This window comes from Chromobacterium sp. W521, from assembly GCF_052805975.1.
This window is the reverse complement of the sequence record NZ_JBRBAF010000005.1, coordinates 276,875-293,594: the sequence shown is the minus strand read 5'-3', so window position 1 is coordinate 293,594 and position 16,720 is coordinate 276,875. Positions and strand designations below refer to the sequence as shown.

16 protein-coding genes are annotated in these 16,720 nt (G+C 62.6%); 10 read left to right on the top strand and 6 right to left on the bottom strand.

Annotated features, from left to right (window positions below):
- Position 1: 1 nt before the first annotated feature.
- Both ACUXV1_RS09910 and mltA read right to left on the bottom strand, forming a co-directional pair.
- Positions 2-1,468, bottom strand: a complete 1,467-nt coding sequence (locus tag ACUXV1_RS09910) for an amino acid permease (protein WP_162788103.1) — start codon at positions 1,466-1,468, stop codon at positions 2-4.
- A 471-nt stretch (positions 1,469-1,939) separates the two neighbouring features.
- Positions 1,940-3,169: a murein transglycosylase A gene (gene mltA / locus ACUXV1_RS09905; RefSeq protein WP_446015313.1), complete on the bottom strand. Its 1,230-nt coding sequence runs from the start codon at positions 3,167-3,169 to the stop codon at positions 1,940-1,942.
- 241 nt (positions 3,170-3,410) lie between these two features.
- On the opposite strand from mltA, the gene ACUXV1_RS09900 reads away from it, so the two are divergent.
- Positions 3,411-3,704: a BON domain-containing protein gene (locus ACUXV1_RS09900; protein WP_043637793.1), complete on the top strand. Its 294-nt coding sequence runs from the start codon at positions 3,411-3,413 to the stop codon at positions 3,702-3,704.
- Positions 3,705-3,941: 237 nt separating this feature from the next.
- Complete coding sequence (locus ACUXV1_RS09895) at positions 3,942-4,238, top strand: hypothetical protein (RefSeq protein WP_143330252.1); 297 nt, start codon at positions 3,942-3,944, stop codon at positions 4,236-4,238.
- Between the two features lie 7 nt (positions 4,239-4,245).
- On the opposite strand, the gene lysA is transcribed toward ACUXV1_RS09895, so the two are convergent.
- A complete protein-coding gene (gene lysA / locus ACUXV1_RS09890; protein WP_446015311.1) occupies positions 4,246-5,523 on the bottom strand; it encodes a diaminopimelate decarboxylase in 1,278 nt (425 codons plus the stop codon).
- A gap of 97 nt (positions 5,524-5,620) precedes the next feature.
- On the opposite strand from lysA, the gene ACUXV1_RS09885 reads away from it, so the two are divergent.
- The gene (locus ACUXV1_RS09885; protein WP_203390857.1) at positions 5,621-6,541 is read left to right on the top strand and encodes a LysR family transcriptional regulator; all 921 of its coding nucleotides are present in this window, start codon (positions 5,621-5,623) and stop codon (positions 6,539-6,541) included.
- 141 nt (positions 6,542-6,682) lie between these two features.
- Here ACUXV1_RS09885 and ACUXV1_RS09880 read toward each other — a convergent pair whose 3' ends face one another.
- Positions 6,683-7,390: an alanyl-tRNA editing protein gene (locus ACUXV1_RS09880; RefSeq protein WP_043640094.1), complete on the bottom strand. Its 708-nt coding sequence runs from the start codon at positions 7,388-7,390 to the stop codon at positions 6,683-6,685.
- A gap of 195 nt (positions 7,391-7,585) precedes the next feature.
- Between ACUXV1_RS09880 and ACUXV1_RS09875 the strand changes: the two genes are divergently transcribed.
- A complete protein-coding gene (locus ACUXV1_RS09875; protein WP_194427628.1) occupies positions 7,586-8,260 on the top strand; it encodes a pseudouridine synthase in 675 nt (224 codons plus the stop codon).
- A gap of 231 nt (positions 8,261-8,491) precedes the next feature.
- Here ACUXV1_RS09875 and ACUXV1_RS09870 read toward each other — a convergent pair whose 3' ends face one another.
- Positions 8,492-8,734 carry a hypothetical protein gene (locus ACUXV1_RS09870; protein ID WP_156039015.1) on the bottom strand — a complete coding sequence of 81 codons (243 nt, stop codon included), beginning with the start codon at positions 8,732-8,734 and terminating at the stop codon, positions 8,492-8,494.
- Here ACUXV1_RS09870 and ACUXV1_RS09865 point away from each other — a divergent pair.
- Positions 8,733-10,049, top strand: a complete 1,317-nt coding sequence (locus ACUXV1_RS09865; RefSeq protein ID WP_019100609.1) for an NAD(P)/FAD-dependent oxidoreductase — start codon at positions 8,733-8,735, stop codon at positions 10,047-10,049. The two genes, ACUXV1_RS09870 and ACUXV1_RS09865, sit on opposite strands and share 2 nt — an antisense overlap.
- 117 nt (positions 10,050-10,166) lie before the next feature.
- The gene (locus tag ACUXV1_RS09860) at positions 10,167-11,489 is read left to right on the top strand and encodes an MFS transporter (protein WP_446015309.1); all 1,323 of its coding nucleotides are present in this window, start codon (positions 10,167-10,169) and stop codon (positions 11,487-11,489) included.
- 1 nt (position 11,490) lies between these two features.
- On the opposite strand, the gene ACUXV1_RS09855 is transcribed toward ACUXV1_RS09860, so the two are convergent.
- The gene (locus ACUXV1_RS09855; RefSeq protein WP_446015308.1) at positions 11,491-11,859 is read right to left on the bottom strand and encodes an Mth938-like domain-containing protein; all 369 of its coding nucleotides are present in this window, start codon (positions 11,857-11,859) and stop codon (positions 11,491-11,493) included.
- Positions 11,860-12,107: 248 nt separating this feature from the next.
- On the opposite strand from ACUXV1_RS09855, the gene ACUXV1_RS09850 reads away from it, so the two are divergent.
- From ACUXV1_RS09850 to thrC, 4 genes are all read left to right on the top strand, one after another.
- Positions 12,108-13,340, top strand: coding sequence for a pyridoxal phosphate-dependent aminotransferase (locus ACUXV1_RS09850; protein ID WP_039753972.1), 1,233 nt, complete (start codon positions 12,108-12,110; stop codon positions 13,338-13,340).
- Between the two features lie 207 nt (positions 13,341-13,547).
- On the top strand, positions 13,548-14,858 hold the full coding sequence (locus tag ACUXV1_RS09845) for a homoserine dehydrogenase (RefSeq protein ID WP_446015307.1): 1,311 nt from the start codon (positions 13,548-13,550) through the stop codon (positions 14,856-14,858).
- A complete protein-coding gene (locus ACUXV1_RS09840) occupies positions 14,851-15,183 on the top strand; it encodes a hypothetical protein (protein WP_019100614.1) in 333 nt (110 codons plus the stop codon). Before ACUXV1_RS09845 ends, ACUXV1_RS09840 begins: the two co-directional genes overlap by 8 nt.
- Positions 15,183-16,592, top strand: coding sequence for a threonine synthase (gene thrC, locus ACUXV1_RS09835; protein WP_446015306.1), 1,410 nt, complete (start codon positions 15,183-15,185; stop codon positions 16,590-16,592). The genes ACUXV1_RS09840 and thrC overlap by 1 nt, the downstream gene beginning before the upstream one ends.
- Positions 16,593-16,720: the final 128 nt, after the last annotated feature.

Genomic DNA, 16,720 nt, shown 5'->3' with positions numbered 1-16,720 from the left:
CTCATTTGCCTTCGGCGGGACGCGCTTTGCTGGCGGGAGAGGTGCGCGGCGCAACGCCGGCGGAGCGGGCGTGCTTGGCTTTTTGGCCATAGGCGTACACCAGGAAGGGAATCACCAGCATGATGGCGAGCCCGATGAGCTGGAATTGCAGGTATTCATGGGAGGAGCCATGGAAGCTGCCCGGCGGGATGAAACCCAGGTAGCCGGCCAGCAGCGAGATGACGATGCCCAGGCCGGAGCAGACCCACATGCCCGCGTTGCCTCCGGGCACTCGGAAACTGCGTTCCACGTCCGGACGCTTGTAACGCAGGTAGATGGCGGCGGAGAACATGAACAGATAGGCCACCAGATAGACGAGCCCGGTCAGGCCCATCAGCATGAAGTAGAAGTTATCCACGTTCGGCATCACGGTGATCAGCACGCCGACGACGGTAATGGCCGCTGCCTGGATCAGCACCAGAGTGACCGGCACGCCGTGGCGGTTGGTCGTCTGCAGGAATTTGGGCAGTGCGCCGGAGTCCGCGGTGGCTTGCAAGCCGCGCACCGGGCCCAGCACCCAGGAGTTCACCTGGCCCACCAGACCCAGGCCGATGCACAGGCCCATGACAGGAGCCAGCCAGCCCATGCCCCATTGATTGAAGTAGAGCTCGAAGGCCTGCATCAAGCCGGCGGTCATCGAGATTTTTTCCTTGGGGATGGCGATGAAGATCGCCGCGGAGCCGATCACGGACAGCAATACCATGATCACCGACACCAGAATGATGGCAATGGGATAATTGCGCCGGGCGTCTTTGATGGAGGAGACGTTGGACGCGGACACCTCCATGCCCATCACCACGAAAATGAAGCCGATGAAGAGGCCGAGCGTGCCGCTGTCGCTAAAGCTGGGGACCAGGTTGTTCCAGCTCCAGGACACGTCGGTCATGATGGGATGGCCGCCGGCCAGATAGGCGATGCCGCAACCGATCAGCACCACGCCGGGCATGAAGACGCCCAGGCTCACGCAGATGGTGGACACCCAGCCCAGGGTTTTCACGCCGCGCATGTTCACCAAGGTGCAGGCCCACCAGATGCCCACGATCATCGCCAGCATGTAGAACTTGTTGCTGGCGAGGGCAGGGTCGAACACATAGGCGAAAGTGGCGGCGATGATCATGATGATGGAGGTCATGCCGAACACCATCTGTATCCACTGCATCCACACTGCGACAAAGCCCATGCGCTCGCCAAAGGCTTCGCGAACCCAGATGAACAGGCCGCCATCCTGCGGCCAGGCGGTGGCCAGTTCAGCGGACACCAGGGCGGTGGGCACCAGAAACAGCAGCGCGGCCGCCAAGGTCAGGAAAATCGTCATCATCCCCGGTTGAGCCGTCATTGGCAGCGTGCGGACGCTGACGACCACGGCGGCGGTGATCATGACAAAGGCAAAGACGCTGATCTTGGGAGGCGTCTTATCTATTGTCGTCATTTTCATCTCCATCGAACAAAACAATAAAAACGTAAAAATATAAAATTTCGAAAATCTTATTTATTCCGTGTTGTTCGGCGTTTGATGAAAGTCAATATTAGGAAAATTCAATAAAAGATAATTTGAATGGAATAATGCTTTGGACGCAGGAAAGCCTTGCCTGCAAAGGGTTCTATGGGACTGTGACTGCAAGGGGCCATTACAGACGCGCTTGCACAGGGGAAGGGCGAGAGGGTTCTTCGTGCGGATTCGTAGCCGCATAGACGACGCGCAGCAGGCTTTGAACCGGCTCTAATGCGGAGAGGCTAGGTGGCAAGACGCTCGCCGCGTCAGCTTGGACGAAGCGTCGCCCATGCCGCGGGCGGAGAGAACAAAGAGGGTGGGTCGCCGGAGGAGGGCGAGGTTTGCGGCTGTTGGGAATGGAAGAAGGCGGCGGCGCTGGCGCGCGCGCGCCGCCGGGAGCTTAACAGTTTACAGGGCCTGGGACGGGTTCATGCCTTTGGGCAGCAGCACCCACAGATTGCCTTGCTGCTTCATTCTGCCGGCGTACATGCCGGCTTCGGTGCCGTAACCCCAGAAGAAATCGGCGCGCACCGCGCCCTTGATCGCGCTGCCGGTATCCTGTGCGTGCACCAGCCGCGTCAACGGCTGGGTGGAGTGAGGCCAAGTGGTGACCAGGTAGACCGGGGCGCCCAGCGGGATGTAGCGCGGGTCTACCGCGATGCTGTAGCCCCCGGTCAGCGGCACGCCCAGCGCGCCCATTGGCCCGCCGTTGTCGCCTGGCAAGCTTTTGAAGAACACATAGCTGGGGTTGACCGCGAACAGCTCCTGCCGGCGTTGTGGGTTGCGGGCCAGCCAGTCCTTGATGCCCTGCATCGATGCGTCGCCCAGGGTCAACTCCCCCTTGTCCACCAGCCATTTGCCGATCGATTGGTAGCCGTAACCGTTTTGTTCGGCGTAGCCGACGTGGATGAAGCTGCCGTCGTCCAATTGGATGCGGCCCGAACCTTGCACTTGCAGGAAGAACAACTCCACCGAATCTTCGACCCAGGCCAGGATGGGCGCGTTGGCCACACCCTTGCCCTGGTTGATTTCGGCGCGGGTGTAATAAGGCAGCAGGCGCTTGCCATCTAGCCTGCCTTTCAGCCGCGTGCCGCGGCTGTCGGCGGGAAAGTCGGCAGGGCGGATCTCAATGTCGCCGGCCGCGCTCAGTGTGAGTCGGTTGGGACCGCTGCGGCGCGCAGTCAGGCTGGATTTGCCGCGGAGGGAGGCCGGAACGTCCACGCTGTAGAAGTCCGCTGGAATGCCATACACCGGCCAGGGAGTGCGTTCGCTGCGCGTCCGGCTGCCGCTGAGCAGCGGCTCGTAATAACCGGTGATCAAACCGCTGTCGCGGCCGCCATCGTTGACCTTCCAGGCGGCAAAGCGATTTTCAAAGAATTGGCGCACAGCCTGAGCGTTGTCGGCGGCAATGCCGTTGGCTTGCCTGCACACTTCGGACCAGCCCGGCTTTCTGGCAATGGCTTTACAGCTTTGCTTCAGCGCGACGAGGGTATCGCCCAGTTCTTGCTGGCTCCAGGCCGGCAGCGAGGTGGGCGCGTCGCTTTCACGCGCCGCGCCGCCAGGCTTGCCCGGCGGGCTGGAAGTAGAGCAGGCGGCCAGGCCGACGACGAGCAGTAACAACAGCCATTTTCTAAACATGCGGTAGATTCTCTGAAACAGGGCTAAGGCAGCGACGCGCTGCAAATTCGGTCTGATTTTACGCTGGGACGCACATGACGGGGCAATGATGCCCGCGGCGAATGTTGCGGCGGCGCCAACGGCCGGAAGCGTCATGCCGCGTTGTCATGGACCGGCAACAAAATTGAAAAGTTTCCTCGCTAGTATGCGGTAAAACATTCGCGCTGAAGCTTGGGCTTGAGCCATATCACTGGAGAATCTGATGAAACGTTTTTGCATCCGCGCCTTGCTGTTGACCACCTTGCTGTCCGCCGGCCTGCCGGCTTACGCCGAACAGACCCCGCCGACGGATGAGGAACTGGCCGCCAGCGTGCAGCAGGCCTTGAACGGCGATGCCGAATTGCAGGGGCTTGGTTTGAAGGTGAGCAGCAAGAAGAGTGAGGTGACGATTGAAGGCGGCATGACCGACGACCAGCAAATGTTCAAAGCAGGGCAAATTGCCGAAAAAGTGCCGGGCGTGAAGTTCGTCATCAACAATATGGTACTGAAAAACTAGGCGAGAACGGCCTGGATCAGCAGCATCAGGGGGCGCTTCGGCGCCCTTTTGTCATTTGTGCCGACCAGCGTTTTCGCCAGAAATTTAAGATTAATCCGATTGTGGCGTATTCCCTTATTGAGAAAAATTTACGGTGTTGCCGGCTGACTGCCTTTCTAAAGGCTGGGGCCGGCAAGGTTTTTCCAATCAGCAGTAAGGATCGCACGCCGGCCCACTGCGAAGCACCGGACATGACTCATGGAATATGCATCCGCACTTGGCAAGAGGCTCTCCCACCGCATGATGCTGCAACCGGCGGAGCAGGTGGACAAATTGATTTCACGGCTTGAAGGCGCGGACGAAGCCAAGCTGGTGTATTGGGACGAGCGCAGCCAGCGGCTGCGGGCTTTGAGCCCGCGCTCGCGCCGCGGCCGGCAACTGCTGGCGCGCGGCTTGCAATCGCCCCAGGTGGTGGGGGTGTTCAACGGCTACGCCAGTTATCAGGATATTTATCAGGCCTTTCAGCAGACGCTGGACGACCTGAAGCTTAGTTGATCCTGGCCTAGACTCGCTCCAGCTCCAACAATTCCGCCATGGTTTGGCGGCGGCGGATCAGGCGGCTGGAGGACCCGTCGATCAAGGCTTCGGCCAGCAGCGGCCGGCTATTGTAGTTAGACGACATGGTGGCGCCGTAGGCGCCGGCGTCGTGAAATACCAGCAGATCCCCTACCTGCGCGTCCGGCAGCGGGCGGCTTTCCACCACGCCGCCTTCCTGTTGGGTGAAAACGTCCCCCGATTCGCACAAGGGTCCGGCCACCACGCAGGGCGCGCGCGCGCCTGATTTTTCCGTTCCGTCCGGGCCCAGGACGGAAATATCGTGATGGCTGCCGTACATGGCGGGTCGCATCAAATCGTTGAATCCCGCGTCCACCAACACGAAACGTCGACTGCCCATGGTCTTGACCGCTCTCACCTCGGAGATCAGGGCACCGGATTCCGCAACCAGGAAACGGCCCGGCTCGATTTCCAGCCGTACCGGATGTCCCAGATGCGCGGCGATCCGCCGCCGCGCCTCGTCCCATAGTTCGAAGTAATGCGCGGTATCGATGCGTGCGTCGCCGTCGCGGTAAGGAATGGACAGGCCGCCGCCGGCGGAGATCGCTTCGATGTCGTGCCCCAGTCCAGTCGCCAGCTTGACCATGGCGCCGCAGACCTGCTGCAGGTGGCCGTAATCAACGCCCGAACCAATGTGCATGTGCAGGCCCACCAGATGAAGGCCGAACTGACGGATCACGTCCAGCGCGTCGGACACTTGCTCATGCCAGATGCCGTGCTTGCTGTTCTCGCCGCCGGTATTGGTTTTCTGGCTATGGCCGTGGCCAAAACCGGGGTTGACGCGCAGCCAGACCCTATGGCCGGGCGAGGCCGCGCCCAGCTGACGCAGCATGTCGATGGAACCGGCGTTGACCGTGATGCCCGCGGCCGCCACGCGTTCCAGCGTGGCGCGGTCCAGCACGTCGGCGGTGAAGACGATGTCGGAGGGCTCGGCGGAGTCGGCCTTGTAGCCGGCGGCGAGCGCGCGCTCGATTTCGCCCAGCGACACCGCGTCCACTTTCACGCCCTGTTCTCGCATCAAGCTGAGGATATGGATATTGGAGTTGGCTTTTTGCGCATAGCGGATCACGTCGAAGCGCTTCAGTTCGGCGATGCGCCGGCGAATGGTGTCGGCGTGGTAAACCCAGAGCGGGCTGCCGTACTGGCGGGCGAGTTCTGTCAGTTGGCGGGCGTCAAAGCATTTCATGGCGTGGCGTTGGCTAGGGGTGGCAGACAGAAGCATCATGGCGCGTGCCCCGGCAAAAATAAAATATCAAATTATCGCTACCTCTTTCATTTATGATATGGATTGCCAAGTTGCTGTAATAATAAGAGGAGGCGGAATGGACATCAGCCTGCGCCATATCGAAGTGTTTCGCGCGGTGATGACCACCGGCAGTGTTACCGAGGCGGCCGTTTTGCTGCGCACTTCGCAGCCCACGGTCAGCCGCGAACTGGCGCGCTGTGAACAATTGCTGGGCATGGCCTTGTTCGAGCGCAGCCGCGGCCGCTTGCGGCCTAGCGCGCAGGGGCTGCTGTTGTTCGAGGAAGTGCAGCGCAGTTATCAGGGCCTGGAGCGCATCGTCAGCAGCGCGGCGGCGATTCGCCAGTTCGAACAAGGGCAATTGTCGATTGTCTGTTTGCCGGTTTTCGCTCAATCGCTATTGCCGGCGGTGTGTCGGCGTTTTTTGTCGCAAGCGCCGGGCATCAGCCTGAACATCGCGCCGCAGGAATCGCCGTTGCTGGAGGAGTGGCTGGCGGCGCAACGCCATGACCTGGGTTTGAGCGAGAGCGCGCACGCGCCGGCGGGAACCAGGGTGGAGCCTCTGCTGCAGGCGGACGAGTTGTGCGTGTTGCCGGAAGGGCATCGTTTATTGAGCAAGACGGTGCTGGCGCCAGAAGACTTCGAGGGCGAAGCCTTCATCAGCCTGGCGGCGACTGATAGCTATCGGCAACAGCTGGATCAGGTGTTCTCCGAGAGGGGGGTCAAGCGGCGCATGGTGGTGGAGACGCATAGCGCCGCCTCGGTATGCGCCATGGCGCGGCAGGGCATTGGCGTGGCCGTGGTTAATCCGTTGACCGCGCTGGATTACGCAGGCATGGGCCTCGCCATGAGGCGCTTCAGCGTGTCCATTCCGTTCGCGGTCAACCTTGTGCGACCGTTGCACCGCCCCGTCTCTCCTTTGCTGGAGCGCTTCGTCGACAGTCTGAAGGCCGAACTGGGCGTGATTAGCCAACGGCTGGCCGCGCCGGCAGGGGTTTAGAAGCTGTTTACGATCCGCTGTGCGTCGTGGAGCGTTACACGGTGAGTACGGCTTCGAAATGCTCATGTACCGTGTGTACACTCCGTTTTCTCAGCCGTTTTGCCTTGTCTCACCTTAGCTCGCGAGAACGTGAACAGGTTCTTAGTCGCGCAGCGCCACCACCACCCGCTTGTTGCGCGCGCCTTTGCTTTCAATCTTTTTCACCACGACCGGGCCAATCTCGCCGGTGCTGCGCACATGAGTGCCGCCGCAGGGCTGTAGATCGATGCCGTCGATATTGATCAAGCGGATTTCAGGCAGGTGCAGCGGCGGCGTCACCGACATGGTCTTTATCAACTCCGGTTGCCGCTGCAGCGCCTCGCCGCTGCTCATTTCGATGCGCACCGCGCGGTCTTCCGCCACTAGCCGGTTCAACTCGTTTTCGATGTGCTCGCGGTCCAACTCCATGCCCTCGGGCAGGTCGAAATCCAGGCGGCCGGATTCCGCGCTCAGATTGCCGCCGGTGACGCCCGCCTTGATCACCACGGACAATAAGTGCAGACAGGTGTGAATGCGCATGTGGCGATGGCGGCGCGCCCAGTCGAGTTCCAGGGTGACCGCCGTGCCGGCGGCGAGCCGCGGCGCATCGGGGGGCACCAAGTGGACGATGGCGCGTGTTTCGCGGTCTCGTCGGGTATCGCTTATCGCACAGCCGCCGCCGTCCCAGCTTAGCGTGGCGGTATCGCCCGGCTGGCCGCCGCCAAGCGGGTAGCAAAGCGTGTCCTCCAGCACCAGACCGGCGTCGTCGTGCCGCGCCACGCGGGTTTCCAGCCGGGTTTGATAGGGGTCGATGTAAAAGCGTTCTGCCATGCGGCGGTTCCTTTTCAGGCTATGCAGGGAAGACCGGCGGCGTTTGCGGCCGCCGGAGGCGATGATGTTGAGAATGCTGTCGCCGGCTGTGTATTTCAAGAGACAGCGCTGGCGAAAAATCATGGCAACAGCTTGTCGCAGCAGCGTTTAGCGCAGATAATCGCCGCCTTTTTCCGCTTTCCTTTCCATTGCCCCATGACCATTCGCCATAATCTGGAACATTACAATCCGCCGCCGGACACAGGCCTAGACGTGATCTACGCCGACGAGGCGATCCTGGTGTTGAACAAGCCTTCCGGCTTGCTGTCGGTGCCGGGCCGCGGCGAGGACAAGGCGGACTGCTTGATCAGCCGCGCTCAGCGGCTTTATCCGGACGCGCTGACCGTGCATAGGCTCGATATGGCGACATCGGGCCTGGTGGTGATGGGACGCGGCGCCAACATGCAGCGCGAGTTATCCATCGCCTTCATGGATCGCAAGGTGGACAAGCGCTATGTGGCGGTGGTGGACGGCATCGTCGAACAGAACAGCGGCACTGTGGACCTGCCGCTGATCATTGACTGGCCGAACCGCCCGCGTCAGAAGGTGGATTTCGAGAACGGCAAGCAGGCCGTCACTCATTACCGGGTGGTGTTGCGCGATGGCTTGCGCCAGACCAGCCGAGTGGAGCTGGAACCCTTGACCGGCCGCGCTCATCAGCTGCGCATGCATATGCTGCATCTGGGCCATCCCATTCTGGGCGACGACATCTACGCGCCGGAGGCGGTGTTGGCGAAAGCCGAGCGTTTGCTGCTGCACGCGGAGCGGCTGACTTTGCGTCACCCGATCACGCGCGAGGAAATGGAGTTTGTCGCCAAGGCGCCTTTTTGAGTACTCGTTGAAAGCTTCGCCGGGCTAAGCTGCGCGCCGCGTCTTGATCCTGCCGGCTGTGTTCCGGCTGCGAGCCGCGGATGAATTAGCCTTGTGGCTGGCCGAGAATACGGATTGTGTGCTGGGCTTGCTTAGAGCCTGTTCAAAGTCTCGCGAGCTAGGGCGATACAAGGCGAAACGGCTGAGAAAATGGAATGTACGCGTGGTACAGTGCCGCCCCCGCGGACGCCTTCATTTTCCGCAACACTTACCCGGCCCGGTTTCCATGGCGAAAACCGGGCCGGTTTCGTATTGGGCGGCGGGCTTCGCCGCTGTCCCCTCCGTCATGCCTTCGGTTTTTTCTGCTGTGTAATCTTGGCTTGTCTTGCCAGCCTGTGCATACTTCTTCCTTGATCTGAAGCAAGAACTCCCTAAACAAGCGTGTTGCCGCCAGAACGTTTGTTTAGTGATTTCTACCTTGTAAGGATCTGTCATGTTAAGTCGCAATTCCGCATTGCCCAGCATTGTCGTCGTTGGCGGCGGCGCCGGCGGCCTGGAGCTTGCCACTCGGCTGGGGCGCACCCTGGGCGCGCAGCACAAGGCCCGCGTCGTGTTAGTCGACGGCTCGCCCACCCACATCTGGAAGCCGCTGTTGCACGAGGTGGCCACCGGTGCGCTCAACACTGGCGAGGACGAGGTCAATTACTTTGCCCATGGCTATCGCAACGGCTACGAGTTCGAGTTCGGCTATATGCAGTCGCTGGACACTGAACGGCGCAGCATCCAGCTTGCCGAAGTGCGCGATGCCGGCGGAGCGCAACTGAGCCCGCCGCGGGAAGTGTCCTACGACTGGCTAGTGCTGGCGGTGGGCGCGGAGGCGAACGACTTCGGCACGCCCGGCGTTGGCGAGCACGCGATGTTTCTGAACACCCCGGACGATGCGGAGAAGCTGCGCCACCGGGTGCTGGAACTGGCCTTCCGCTGCAGCAGCGGCCTGCAACCGCTGGCCAAGCTGGGGATCGCCATCGTCGGCGGCGGCGCCACGGGAGTGGAACTGGCGGCGGAACTGAACCACACCTTGTGTGAACTGCATCATTACGGCGCGCGCCTGCAGCCGGAGCGTGTGGAAATCAGCGTGATCGAAGGTGCGGACCGCATCCTGGCTGCCGCGCCGCCGTCTTTGTCCGCTTATGCTCAGGAGCAATTGGCCGCGCGCAACATCAAGGTGCTGACCGGCAGCCGGGTGGCGGCCGTGCACGCCGACGGCGTGGAACTGCAGGGCGGCGACAAGGTGGCGGCCGACATCACGGTTTGGGCCGCCGGGGTCAAGGCGCCGGGTTGGCTGGCCGGTTTGGGGGGCTTGCAGACCAACCGCATCAACCAATTGCAGGTGGACAAGTGGCTGCGCTGCCAGGGCGCCGCCTGCGTCTATGCGCTGGGCGATTGTGCCGAAGCGCCGGACGGCGACAGCGGCCGCAATCTGCCGGCCACCGCCCAGGTGGCGCACCAGCAGGCGCGCTGGCTGGCGGATGAACTGAGCCGGCGCGTGGCCGGCCGCCAGGGCAAGCCCTTCGTCTTCAAACCACAGGGTATGCTGGTGTCGCTGGGCAAGCACAGCGCGGTGGGCAGCTTGGCGGCGGTGGTCGGCCCCAAGCGCGACTACTATGTGGAGGGCCGCGGCGCCAAGCTGATCTACAGCTCTCTGTACCGCATGCACCAAGCGGCTGTGCACGGCTGGGTGCTGGCGGGCCTGCTCTATGTCGGAGACAAGTTGCGTCGCGCCGCGAGGCCGTCTTTGAAGCTGCACTGACCCGCTTCAGACCGACGACAAGCCCATCCTCAAGATGGGCTTTTTTTTTTTGGCGCGGCTTGACCGGGCGGCGCTTTGCGGACATCTTGTTTGCCGTTGGCATAATGGAGCGCGGAGATGGTGCAAGCTTCAAGTTTGGAGATCGACACCTGGCTGGATCAGCGGCCGCTGGGCGGGTTTCAGCGTCGGCTGCTGCTGCTTTGCGGCTTGCTGATGATTCTGGATGGATTCGATGTTCAGGCCATGGCCTATGTCGCGCCGGCGCTGCTGGCGGATTGGGGCATGGCCAAACCGTCCTTGGGGCCGGTGTTCAGCGCCGGCTTGCTTGGTTTGCTACTGGGCGCTTTACTGTTCAGTCCGCTGGCGGACCGCTTCGGCCGCCGTACCTTGCTGCTGTTGTGCACTTTGTGGTTTGGCCTGGCCATGCTGGCCACCGCCTTCGCCGCCACACTGGAGCACCTGCTGTGGCTGCGCTTCCTGACCGGGCTGGGGCTCGGCGGCATCATGCCGAACGCGATGGCGCTGGCCGGCGAGTACAGCCCGCTCCGGCGCAGGGTCAGCATGATGATGCTGGTTTCCTGCGGCTTCACCGTCGGCGCGCTATTGGGCGGCTTGCTGGCGGCTTGGCTGGTTCCTGCCCACGGTTGGCGCGCGGTGTTTGCGGTTGGCGGGGCCGCGCCGCTGCTGTTGGCGCTGTGGATGTGGCGGCAGTTGCCGGAGTCGTTGCAGTTTCTGTTGTCGCGGCAACGGCGCGAACAGGTGCTGTTCTGGTTGCGGCGTCTGGACCCGGCGATGAGTGGGACGACGGCGTCTTGCCTGACGCTGCGGGAGCCCGTCGCCGCCGCGTCGTTGCCGCATTTGTTCCGGGCCGGCCGCGCACGGCTGACGCTGACCCTGTGGACGCTCAGCTTTTTGAATCTGCTTCTGCTCTATTTCCTGTCCAACTGGATGCCGGCCCTGGCGCGGGACGCCGGGTTGGACACGCAAAGCGCCATTCTCGCCGGCGCCGCGCTGCAACTGGGCGGCGTGGCTGGCACCTTGCTGTTGGGGATCTGGATAGACCGGCTGGGTTTTTTGCGGGTGATGCTGCCAAGCTTCGCGCTGGCGGCGGCGACCGTTGCCATGCTGGGGCAATTGGGCGCGCAGCAGGCCGGCTTGTTTGGCCTGTTGTTCGCCGCCGGTTTTTGCGTGGTGGGCGGCCAGCCGGCGATCAACGCCCTGGCGGCCAACGCCTATCCCACCTCCTTGCGCGCCACCGGCGTGGGCTGGAGCCTGGGCGTCGGCAGGGTGGGGTCGGTGTTGGGGCCATGGCTGGGCGGCGAGTTGCTGCGTCAGGACTGGGGCCTGGCCAGCCTGTTCATGCTGGCCGCGACGCCGGCCATATTGGCGGCCTGGCTGGTGTGGATGTGTCCGCAGGCGGAGCGGCCGGTCGCCGGTTGAGTCAAATCGCCAGCAGCGCGGCGACGACGCGGCGGTCTTCCGCCAGAAGGATGTTGAAGGTGCGGCAGGCGGCCTGGGTGTCCATGATTTCCACGCCAATGCCGGCGTTGGCCAGCGCGGCGGACAGGCGCGGGTGGCAAAAGCGCAGGCTTTTGCCGGTGCCGAACAGCACCACTTCCGGCTGCAGCGCCAGCAGCGCGCTGAAATGGCTTTCTTGCAAATCCTCGAAAGCGGTTACCGGCCAAGGCGCCACGCTGTCCGCGGTCACGATCAGATTGCCTTCGTGACGCTGGGCGTTGATCAGAACATGGCCTTCGCCATAGCCGGTGAACAAGTTGCGGCCCTGTCCAAGCGATTGCTGCATTTTCATGTGAGTGGATTCCCGATTGCGAGCGCTGCGGCGGACGACCCTTTTCGGGGGCGAAGAACCTGCTGCAGTGCATCAGAGATTGGGATAGGATTATAACTCGACCCCGCCGCTGATTGCCGCCACAACGTCAACGTGGTCATCGCTTCAGCGGGGACATCCAAAGAGATCAGATGAAAGAACACAAACCGCGCCGCCAGGGCAAGACCGCCGTCTCCGGCGGGCGGCAAGCCACGGAAAACATTGTCGTCATGCAGCCAGTCCATAAATCGCAAAAACTCGCCAACGTCTGTTACGACATCCGCGGTCCGGTGCTTGAGCACGCCAAGAAGATGGAAGACGAAGGCCATCGCATCATCAAGCTGAACATCGGCAACCCCGCGCCGTTCGGTTTCTTCGCGCCGGACGAAATCATCGAGGACGTGATCGTCAACCTGCCGTCCGCCTCCGGCTATTCCGACTCCAAGGGCCTGTTCGCCGCGCGCAAGGCGATCATGCATTACGCCCAGCAAAAACAGCTGCCTAATGTGGGCATGGACGACATCATCGTCGGCAACGGCGTGTCCGAACTGATTGTTATGGCGATGCAGGCGCTGCTGGACAACGGCGACGAAGTGCTGGTGCCGGCGCCGGACTACCCGCTCTGGACCGCAGGCGTCAGCCTGGCAGGCGGCAAGGCGGTGCATTATCTGTGTGACGAAGAGCAGGGCTGGTTCCCCAGCATCGACGACATCCGCGCCAAGATCACGCCCTCCACCCGCGCCATCGTGGTAATCAACCCCAACAATCCCACCGGCGCGGTTTACCCGCCGGCGCTGCTCAAGCAGATCGTAGAGGTGGCTCGTCAGCATCAGTTGATCATCTACGCCGATGAAATCTACGACAAGGTGCTGTACGACGAGGTCAAGCACACCTCCATCGCCTCCCTGGCGCCGGACCTGTTCGTGGTCACTTTCAACGGTCTGTCCAAAAACTACCGCGCTTGCGGCTACCGCGCGGGCTGGATGATTCTGTCCGGGGAAAAGAAACACGCGAAGGACTATATCGAAGGCCTGAACATGTTGGCCTCGATGCGTTTGTGCGCCAACGTGCCGGCGCAGTTCGCAATCCAGACGGCGCTGGGCGGCTACCAGAGCATAGACGACCTGGTGGCGCCGGGCGGCCGCCTCGCGCGCCAGCGCGATCTGGCGCACAAGCTGCTGACCGACATCCCCGGCGTCAGTTGCGTCAAGCCGCAGGGCGCACTCTACCTGTTCCCCAAGCTGGACCCCAAGGTCTACCCGATAGGCGACGATCAGCAGTTCATCCTGGAGCTGTTGCAGGAGGAGAAGGTGTTGCTGGTTCAGGGCTCAGGGTTTAACTGGATTGCGCCCGATCACTTCCGCGTGGTATTCCTTCCCAACTCGGACGATTTGGTCGAGGCCATCGGCCGCATTGCGCGTTTCCTGGAAAACTATCGCAAGCGCCACGGCGGCGAAGCCTGAAACCGCGGTTGCTTGAGGCTTGAGCGGAGGGACGGGGGCTGCGGCTCCCGTCTTGCCATCAGGCTTTCCTTGTCAGCGGATACGGTCCGCTGACAAGGAAAACTTGGGACACGCGCCCGCTGCGCCGGCAATGGCTTGGCGGCACGGCTCTTGATCAGGGCTGGCCGTCGCGGGCAGGGACAAAATACTAGAGACAGGGAGCAGATAATGAAACCGATCAATATCGGCCTATTGGGCGTGGGGACTGTAGGTGGCGGTACCGCCACCGTTCTCAAACGCAACGCCGAGGAAATCAGCCGCCGCGCCGGGCGTCAGATCCGCCTGCTGCAGGCGGCCAACCGCAACCAGGCCCGCGCGCAATCCTTGCTGGGTCCGGACGTGGACGTGGTGGCCGACGCGATGCAGGTGGTGAACAACCCCGACGTCGACATCGTGGTGGAATTGATCGGCGGCGACACCGTGGCCAAGGAGCTGGTGCTCAAGGCCATCGCCAACGGCAAGCACGTGGTCACCGCCAACAAGAAGCTGCTGGCGCTGCACGGCACCGAGATTTTCGCCCGCGCGCAGGAACAAGGCGTGATGGTGGCCTTCGAGGCCGCGGTGGCCGGGGGCATCCCCATCATCAAGGCGCTGCGCGAAGGCTTGTCCGCCAACCGCATCGAGTGGATTGCCGGCATCATCAACGGCACTTCCAACTTTATCCTGACCGAGATGCGCGAGAAGGGCGCGAGCTTCGCCGAAGTGCTGGCCGAGGCGCAGCAGCTGGGCTACGCGGAAGCCGACCCCACCTTCGACATCGAAGGCCATGACGCCGGCCACAAGCTCACCATCATGGCGGCGCTGGCCTTCGGCATTCCGATGCAGTTCGACCGCTGTTATCTGGAAGGCATCAGCAAGCTGGAAGGGCGCGACATCAAATACGCCGAGGAATTGGGCTACCGCGTCAAGCTGTTGGGCCTGACCCGCCGCACCCCCGCCGGCGTGGAGTTGCGCGTGCACCCGACGCTGATTCCGGTGCGCCAGTTGATCGCTAACGTCAACGGCGTGATGAACGCTGTGCTGGCCAAGGGCGACGCGGTGGGGCCCACCTTGTACTACGGCGCCGGCGCCGGCGCGCTGCCCACCGCCTCCGCGGTGGTGGCCGACATCGTCGACGTGACTCGCTTGCTGACGGCGGACCCGGAGCACCGCGTGCCGCATCTGGCCTTCCAGCCGGACCAGTTGCAGGACCTGCCCATCCTGCCGATTTCCGACGTGGTCAGTTCCTACTATCTGCGCATCGGCGCCGCTGACCGCGCCGGCGTGCTGGCCAACATCACCCGTCTGCTGGCGGAAAACGGCATCTCGATCGAGGCGGTCATCCAGAAAGGCTCGGTGTCCGACGGCACCGCCGAAGTGGTGATCCTGACCCATCGCGTGCAGGAACAGGCGATTGACCGCGCCATCTCCGGCATCGAGGCGTTGGAAAGCATCACCGGCAAAGTGGTGCGCCTGCGCATGGAAGAACTGAATGATTAAACGCTGGCTGACCGGCCTCGGCGCCGGTCTGATCCTGGCAAGCGCCGGGGCGACGCCCTTGTCCCCCGGCCAGCACAGCCTGTTGCAGGGCTTTTTGATGCGTGGCTGCGTCAAACGCACTCCGGCTTCGGACGGCGTTGGCCAGCACTCGTCGGAACAAGTGCAAAAATATTGCCAGTGCGCCAGCCAGCATCTGGCCGGCCGCTTTTCCTCGGAAGAGGTGATGGGCGTGCTGACCGGCCAGATCAAGAAAGACGACCCGCGCGGCAAACAGCGGATGAAGGACGCCTCCGCCGCCTGCGCCCAATATCTGGAAACTCCCTGATGCGTTATATCAGCACCCGCGGGGGCATGGCCCCGCAATCGTTCAGCGACATCCTGCTGATGGGCCTGGCGCCCGATGGCGGCCTGGTGTTGCCGGAGAGCTATCCGCGGATTGATCGCGAGCGGCTGGACGCCTGGCGCGGCCTGTCCTATGCCGAATTGGCCTTTGAAGTCATCCGTCTGTTCGCCACCGACATCCCGGAAGACGATCTCAAATCCATCGTCGAGCGTACCTATACCCGCGCGGCCTTCGGCAGCGAGGCGATCACGCCGCTCAAGCGGCTGCACGACGGCCTGGCCATCCTGGAACTGTCCAACGGCCCGACGCTGGCCTTCAAGGACATGGCGATGCAGTTGCTGGGCAATCTGTTCGAATACGTGCTGGCCAGGAAGGGCGAGCGTCTGAACATCCTGGGCGCCACCTCGGGCGACACCGGCAGCGCCGCCGAGTACGCGATGCGGGGCAAGGCCGGCATCCAAGTATTCATGTTGAGCCCGGACGGACTGATGAGCCCGTTCCAGCGCGCGCAAATGTATAGCCTGCACGACGCCAATATCCACAATATCGCGATCCAGGGCATGTTCGACGACTGCCAGGACATTGTGAAGGCGGTGCAGAACGACCATGCCTTCAAAGCGCGTCACAAGATAGGCACCGTCAACTCGATCAACTGGGCGCGAGTGGTGGCCCAGGTGGTGTATTACTTCAAGGGCTATTTCAACGCCACGGCGAGCAATGAGGAAAAGGTCAGCTTCTGTGTGCCGTCCGGCAACTTCGGCAATGTCTGCGCCGGCCATATCGCGCGTCAGATGGGCTTGCCGATCGAACGGCTGCTGGTGGCCACCAACGAGAACGACGTGCTGGACGAGTTCTTTCGCACCGGCGCCTACCGCCCGCGCGGCACGGCCAACACCTACGTTACCTCCAGTCCGTCGATGGATATTTCCAAGGCCTCCAACTTCGAGCGCTTCGTGTTCGATCTGCTGGGACGGGACCCGGAAGCGCTGAAAGCGCTGTGGCGCCAGGTGGACGCCGGAATCGGCTTCACCTTGTCCGAGGAACGGACCGCCGCCGCCGCAGAGGTCTTCGGCTTCGTTTCCGGCAAGAGCAGCCATGCCGACCGCCTGGCCACTATCCGCCAGCTGGACCGCGAAGACGGCGTGGTGGTGGACACCCATACCGCCGACGGGATCAAGGTGGCGCGCGAGTTGCGCCTCCCCGGCGAAACCGTGGTTTGCCTGGAAACCGCTTTGCCCGCCAAGTTCGCCGCCACCATCCGCGAAGCGCTGGACCGCGATCCGCCGCGGCCGGACGGTTTCGACGGCCTGGAGGATCTGCCGCAGAAAGTGTCGGTGTTTCCGGCGGACGCCGACGAGGTCAAAGCCTTCATCGAACGCAGTTTGAGCTGAAGCGCCTCGGACGCGAAAACGGCCCCATGGGGGCCGTTTTTTTGCGTCTGCCGCGGCGTTAGGGCTTATTCAAAGTCTTGCTCTAGCTTGCGAGACTTTGAACAGGCTCTTAGAACCTGTTCAAAGTC

Bases quoted from the DNA above. Each gene is read 5' to 3' on its own strand.
- ACUXV1_RS09910 (WP_162788103.1), bottom strand. From the start codon at position 1,468: ATGACGACAATAGATAAGACGCCTCCCAAGATCAGCGTCTTTGCCTTT.
- mltA (WP_446015313.1), bottom strand. From the start codon at position 3,169: ATGTTTAGAAAATGGCTGTTGTTACTGCTCGTCGTCGGCCTGGCCGCC.
- ACUXV1_RS09900 (WP_043637793.1), top strand. From the start codon at position 3,411: ATGAAACGTTTTTGCATCCGCGCCTTGCTGTTGACCACCTTGCTGTCC.
- ACUXV1_RS09895 (WP_143330252.1), top strand. From the start codon at position 3,942: ATGGAATATGCATCCGCACTTGGCAAGAGGCTCTCCCACCGCATGATG.
- lysA (WP_446015311.1), bottom strand. From the start codon at position 5,523: ATGATGCTTCTGTCTGCCACCCCTAGCCAACGCCACGCCATGAAATGC.
- ACUXV1_RS09885 (WP_203390857.1), top strand. From the start codon at position 5,621: ATGGACATCAGCCTGCGCCATATCGAAGTGTTTCGCGCGGTGATGACC.
- ACUXV1_RS09880 (WP_043640094.1), bottom strand. From the start codon at position 7,390: ATGGCAGAACGCTTTTACATCGACCCCTATCAAACCCGGCTGGAAACC.
- ACUXV1_RS09875 (WP_194427628.1), top strand. From the start codon at position 7,586: ATGACCATTCGCCATAATCTGGAACATTACAATCCGCCGCCGGACACA.
- ACUXV1_RS09865 (WP_019100609.1), top strand. From the start codon at position 8,733: ATGTTAAGTCGCAATTCCGCATTGCCCAGCATTGTCGTCGTTGGCGGC.
- ACUXV1_RS09870 (WP_156039015.1), bottom strand. From the start codon at position 8,734: ATGACAGATCCTTACAAGGTAGAAATCACTAAACAAACGTTCTGGCGG.
- ACUXV1_RS09860 (WP_446015309.1), top strand. From the start codon at position 10,167: ATGGTGCAAGCTTCAAGTTTGGAGATCGACACCTGGCTGGATCAGCGG.
- ACUXV1_RS09855 (WP_446015308.1), bottom strand. From the start codon at position 11,859: ATGAAAATGCAGCAATCGCTTGGACAGGGCCGCAACTTGTTCACCGGC.
- ACUXV1_RS09850 (WP_039753972.1), top strand. From the start codon at position 12,108: ATGCAGCCAGTCCATAAATCGCAAAAACTCGCCAACGTCTGTTACGAC.
- ACUXV1_RS09845 (WP_446015307.1), top strand. From the start codon at position 13,548: ATGAAACCGATCAATATCGGCCTATTGGGCGTGGGGACTGTAGGTGGC.
- ACUXV1_RS09840 (WP_019100614.1), top strand. From the start codon at position 14,851: ATGATTAAACGCTGGCTGACCGGCCTCGGCGCCGGTCTGATCCTGGCA.
- thrC (WP_446015306.1), top strand. From the start codon at position 15,183: ATGCGTTATATCAGCACCCGCGGGGGCATGGCCCCGCAATCGTTCAGC.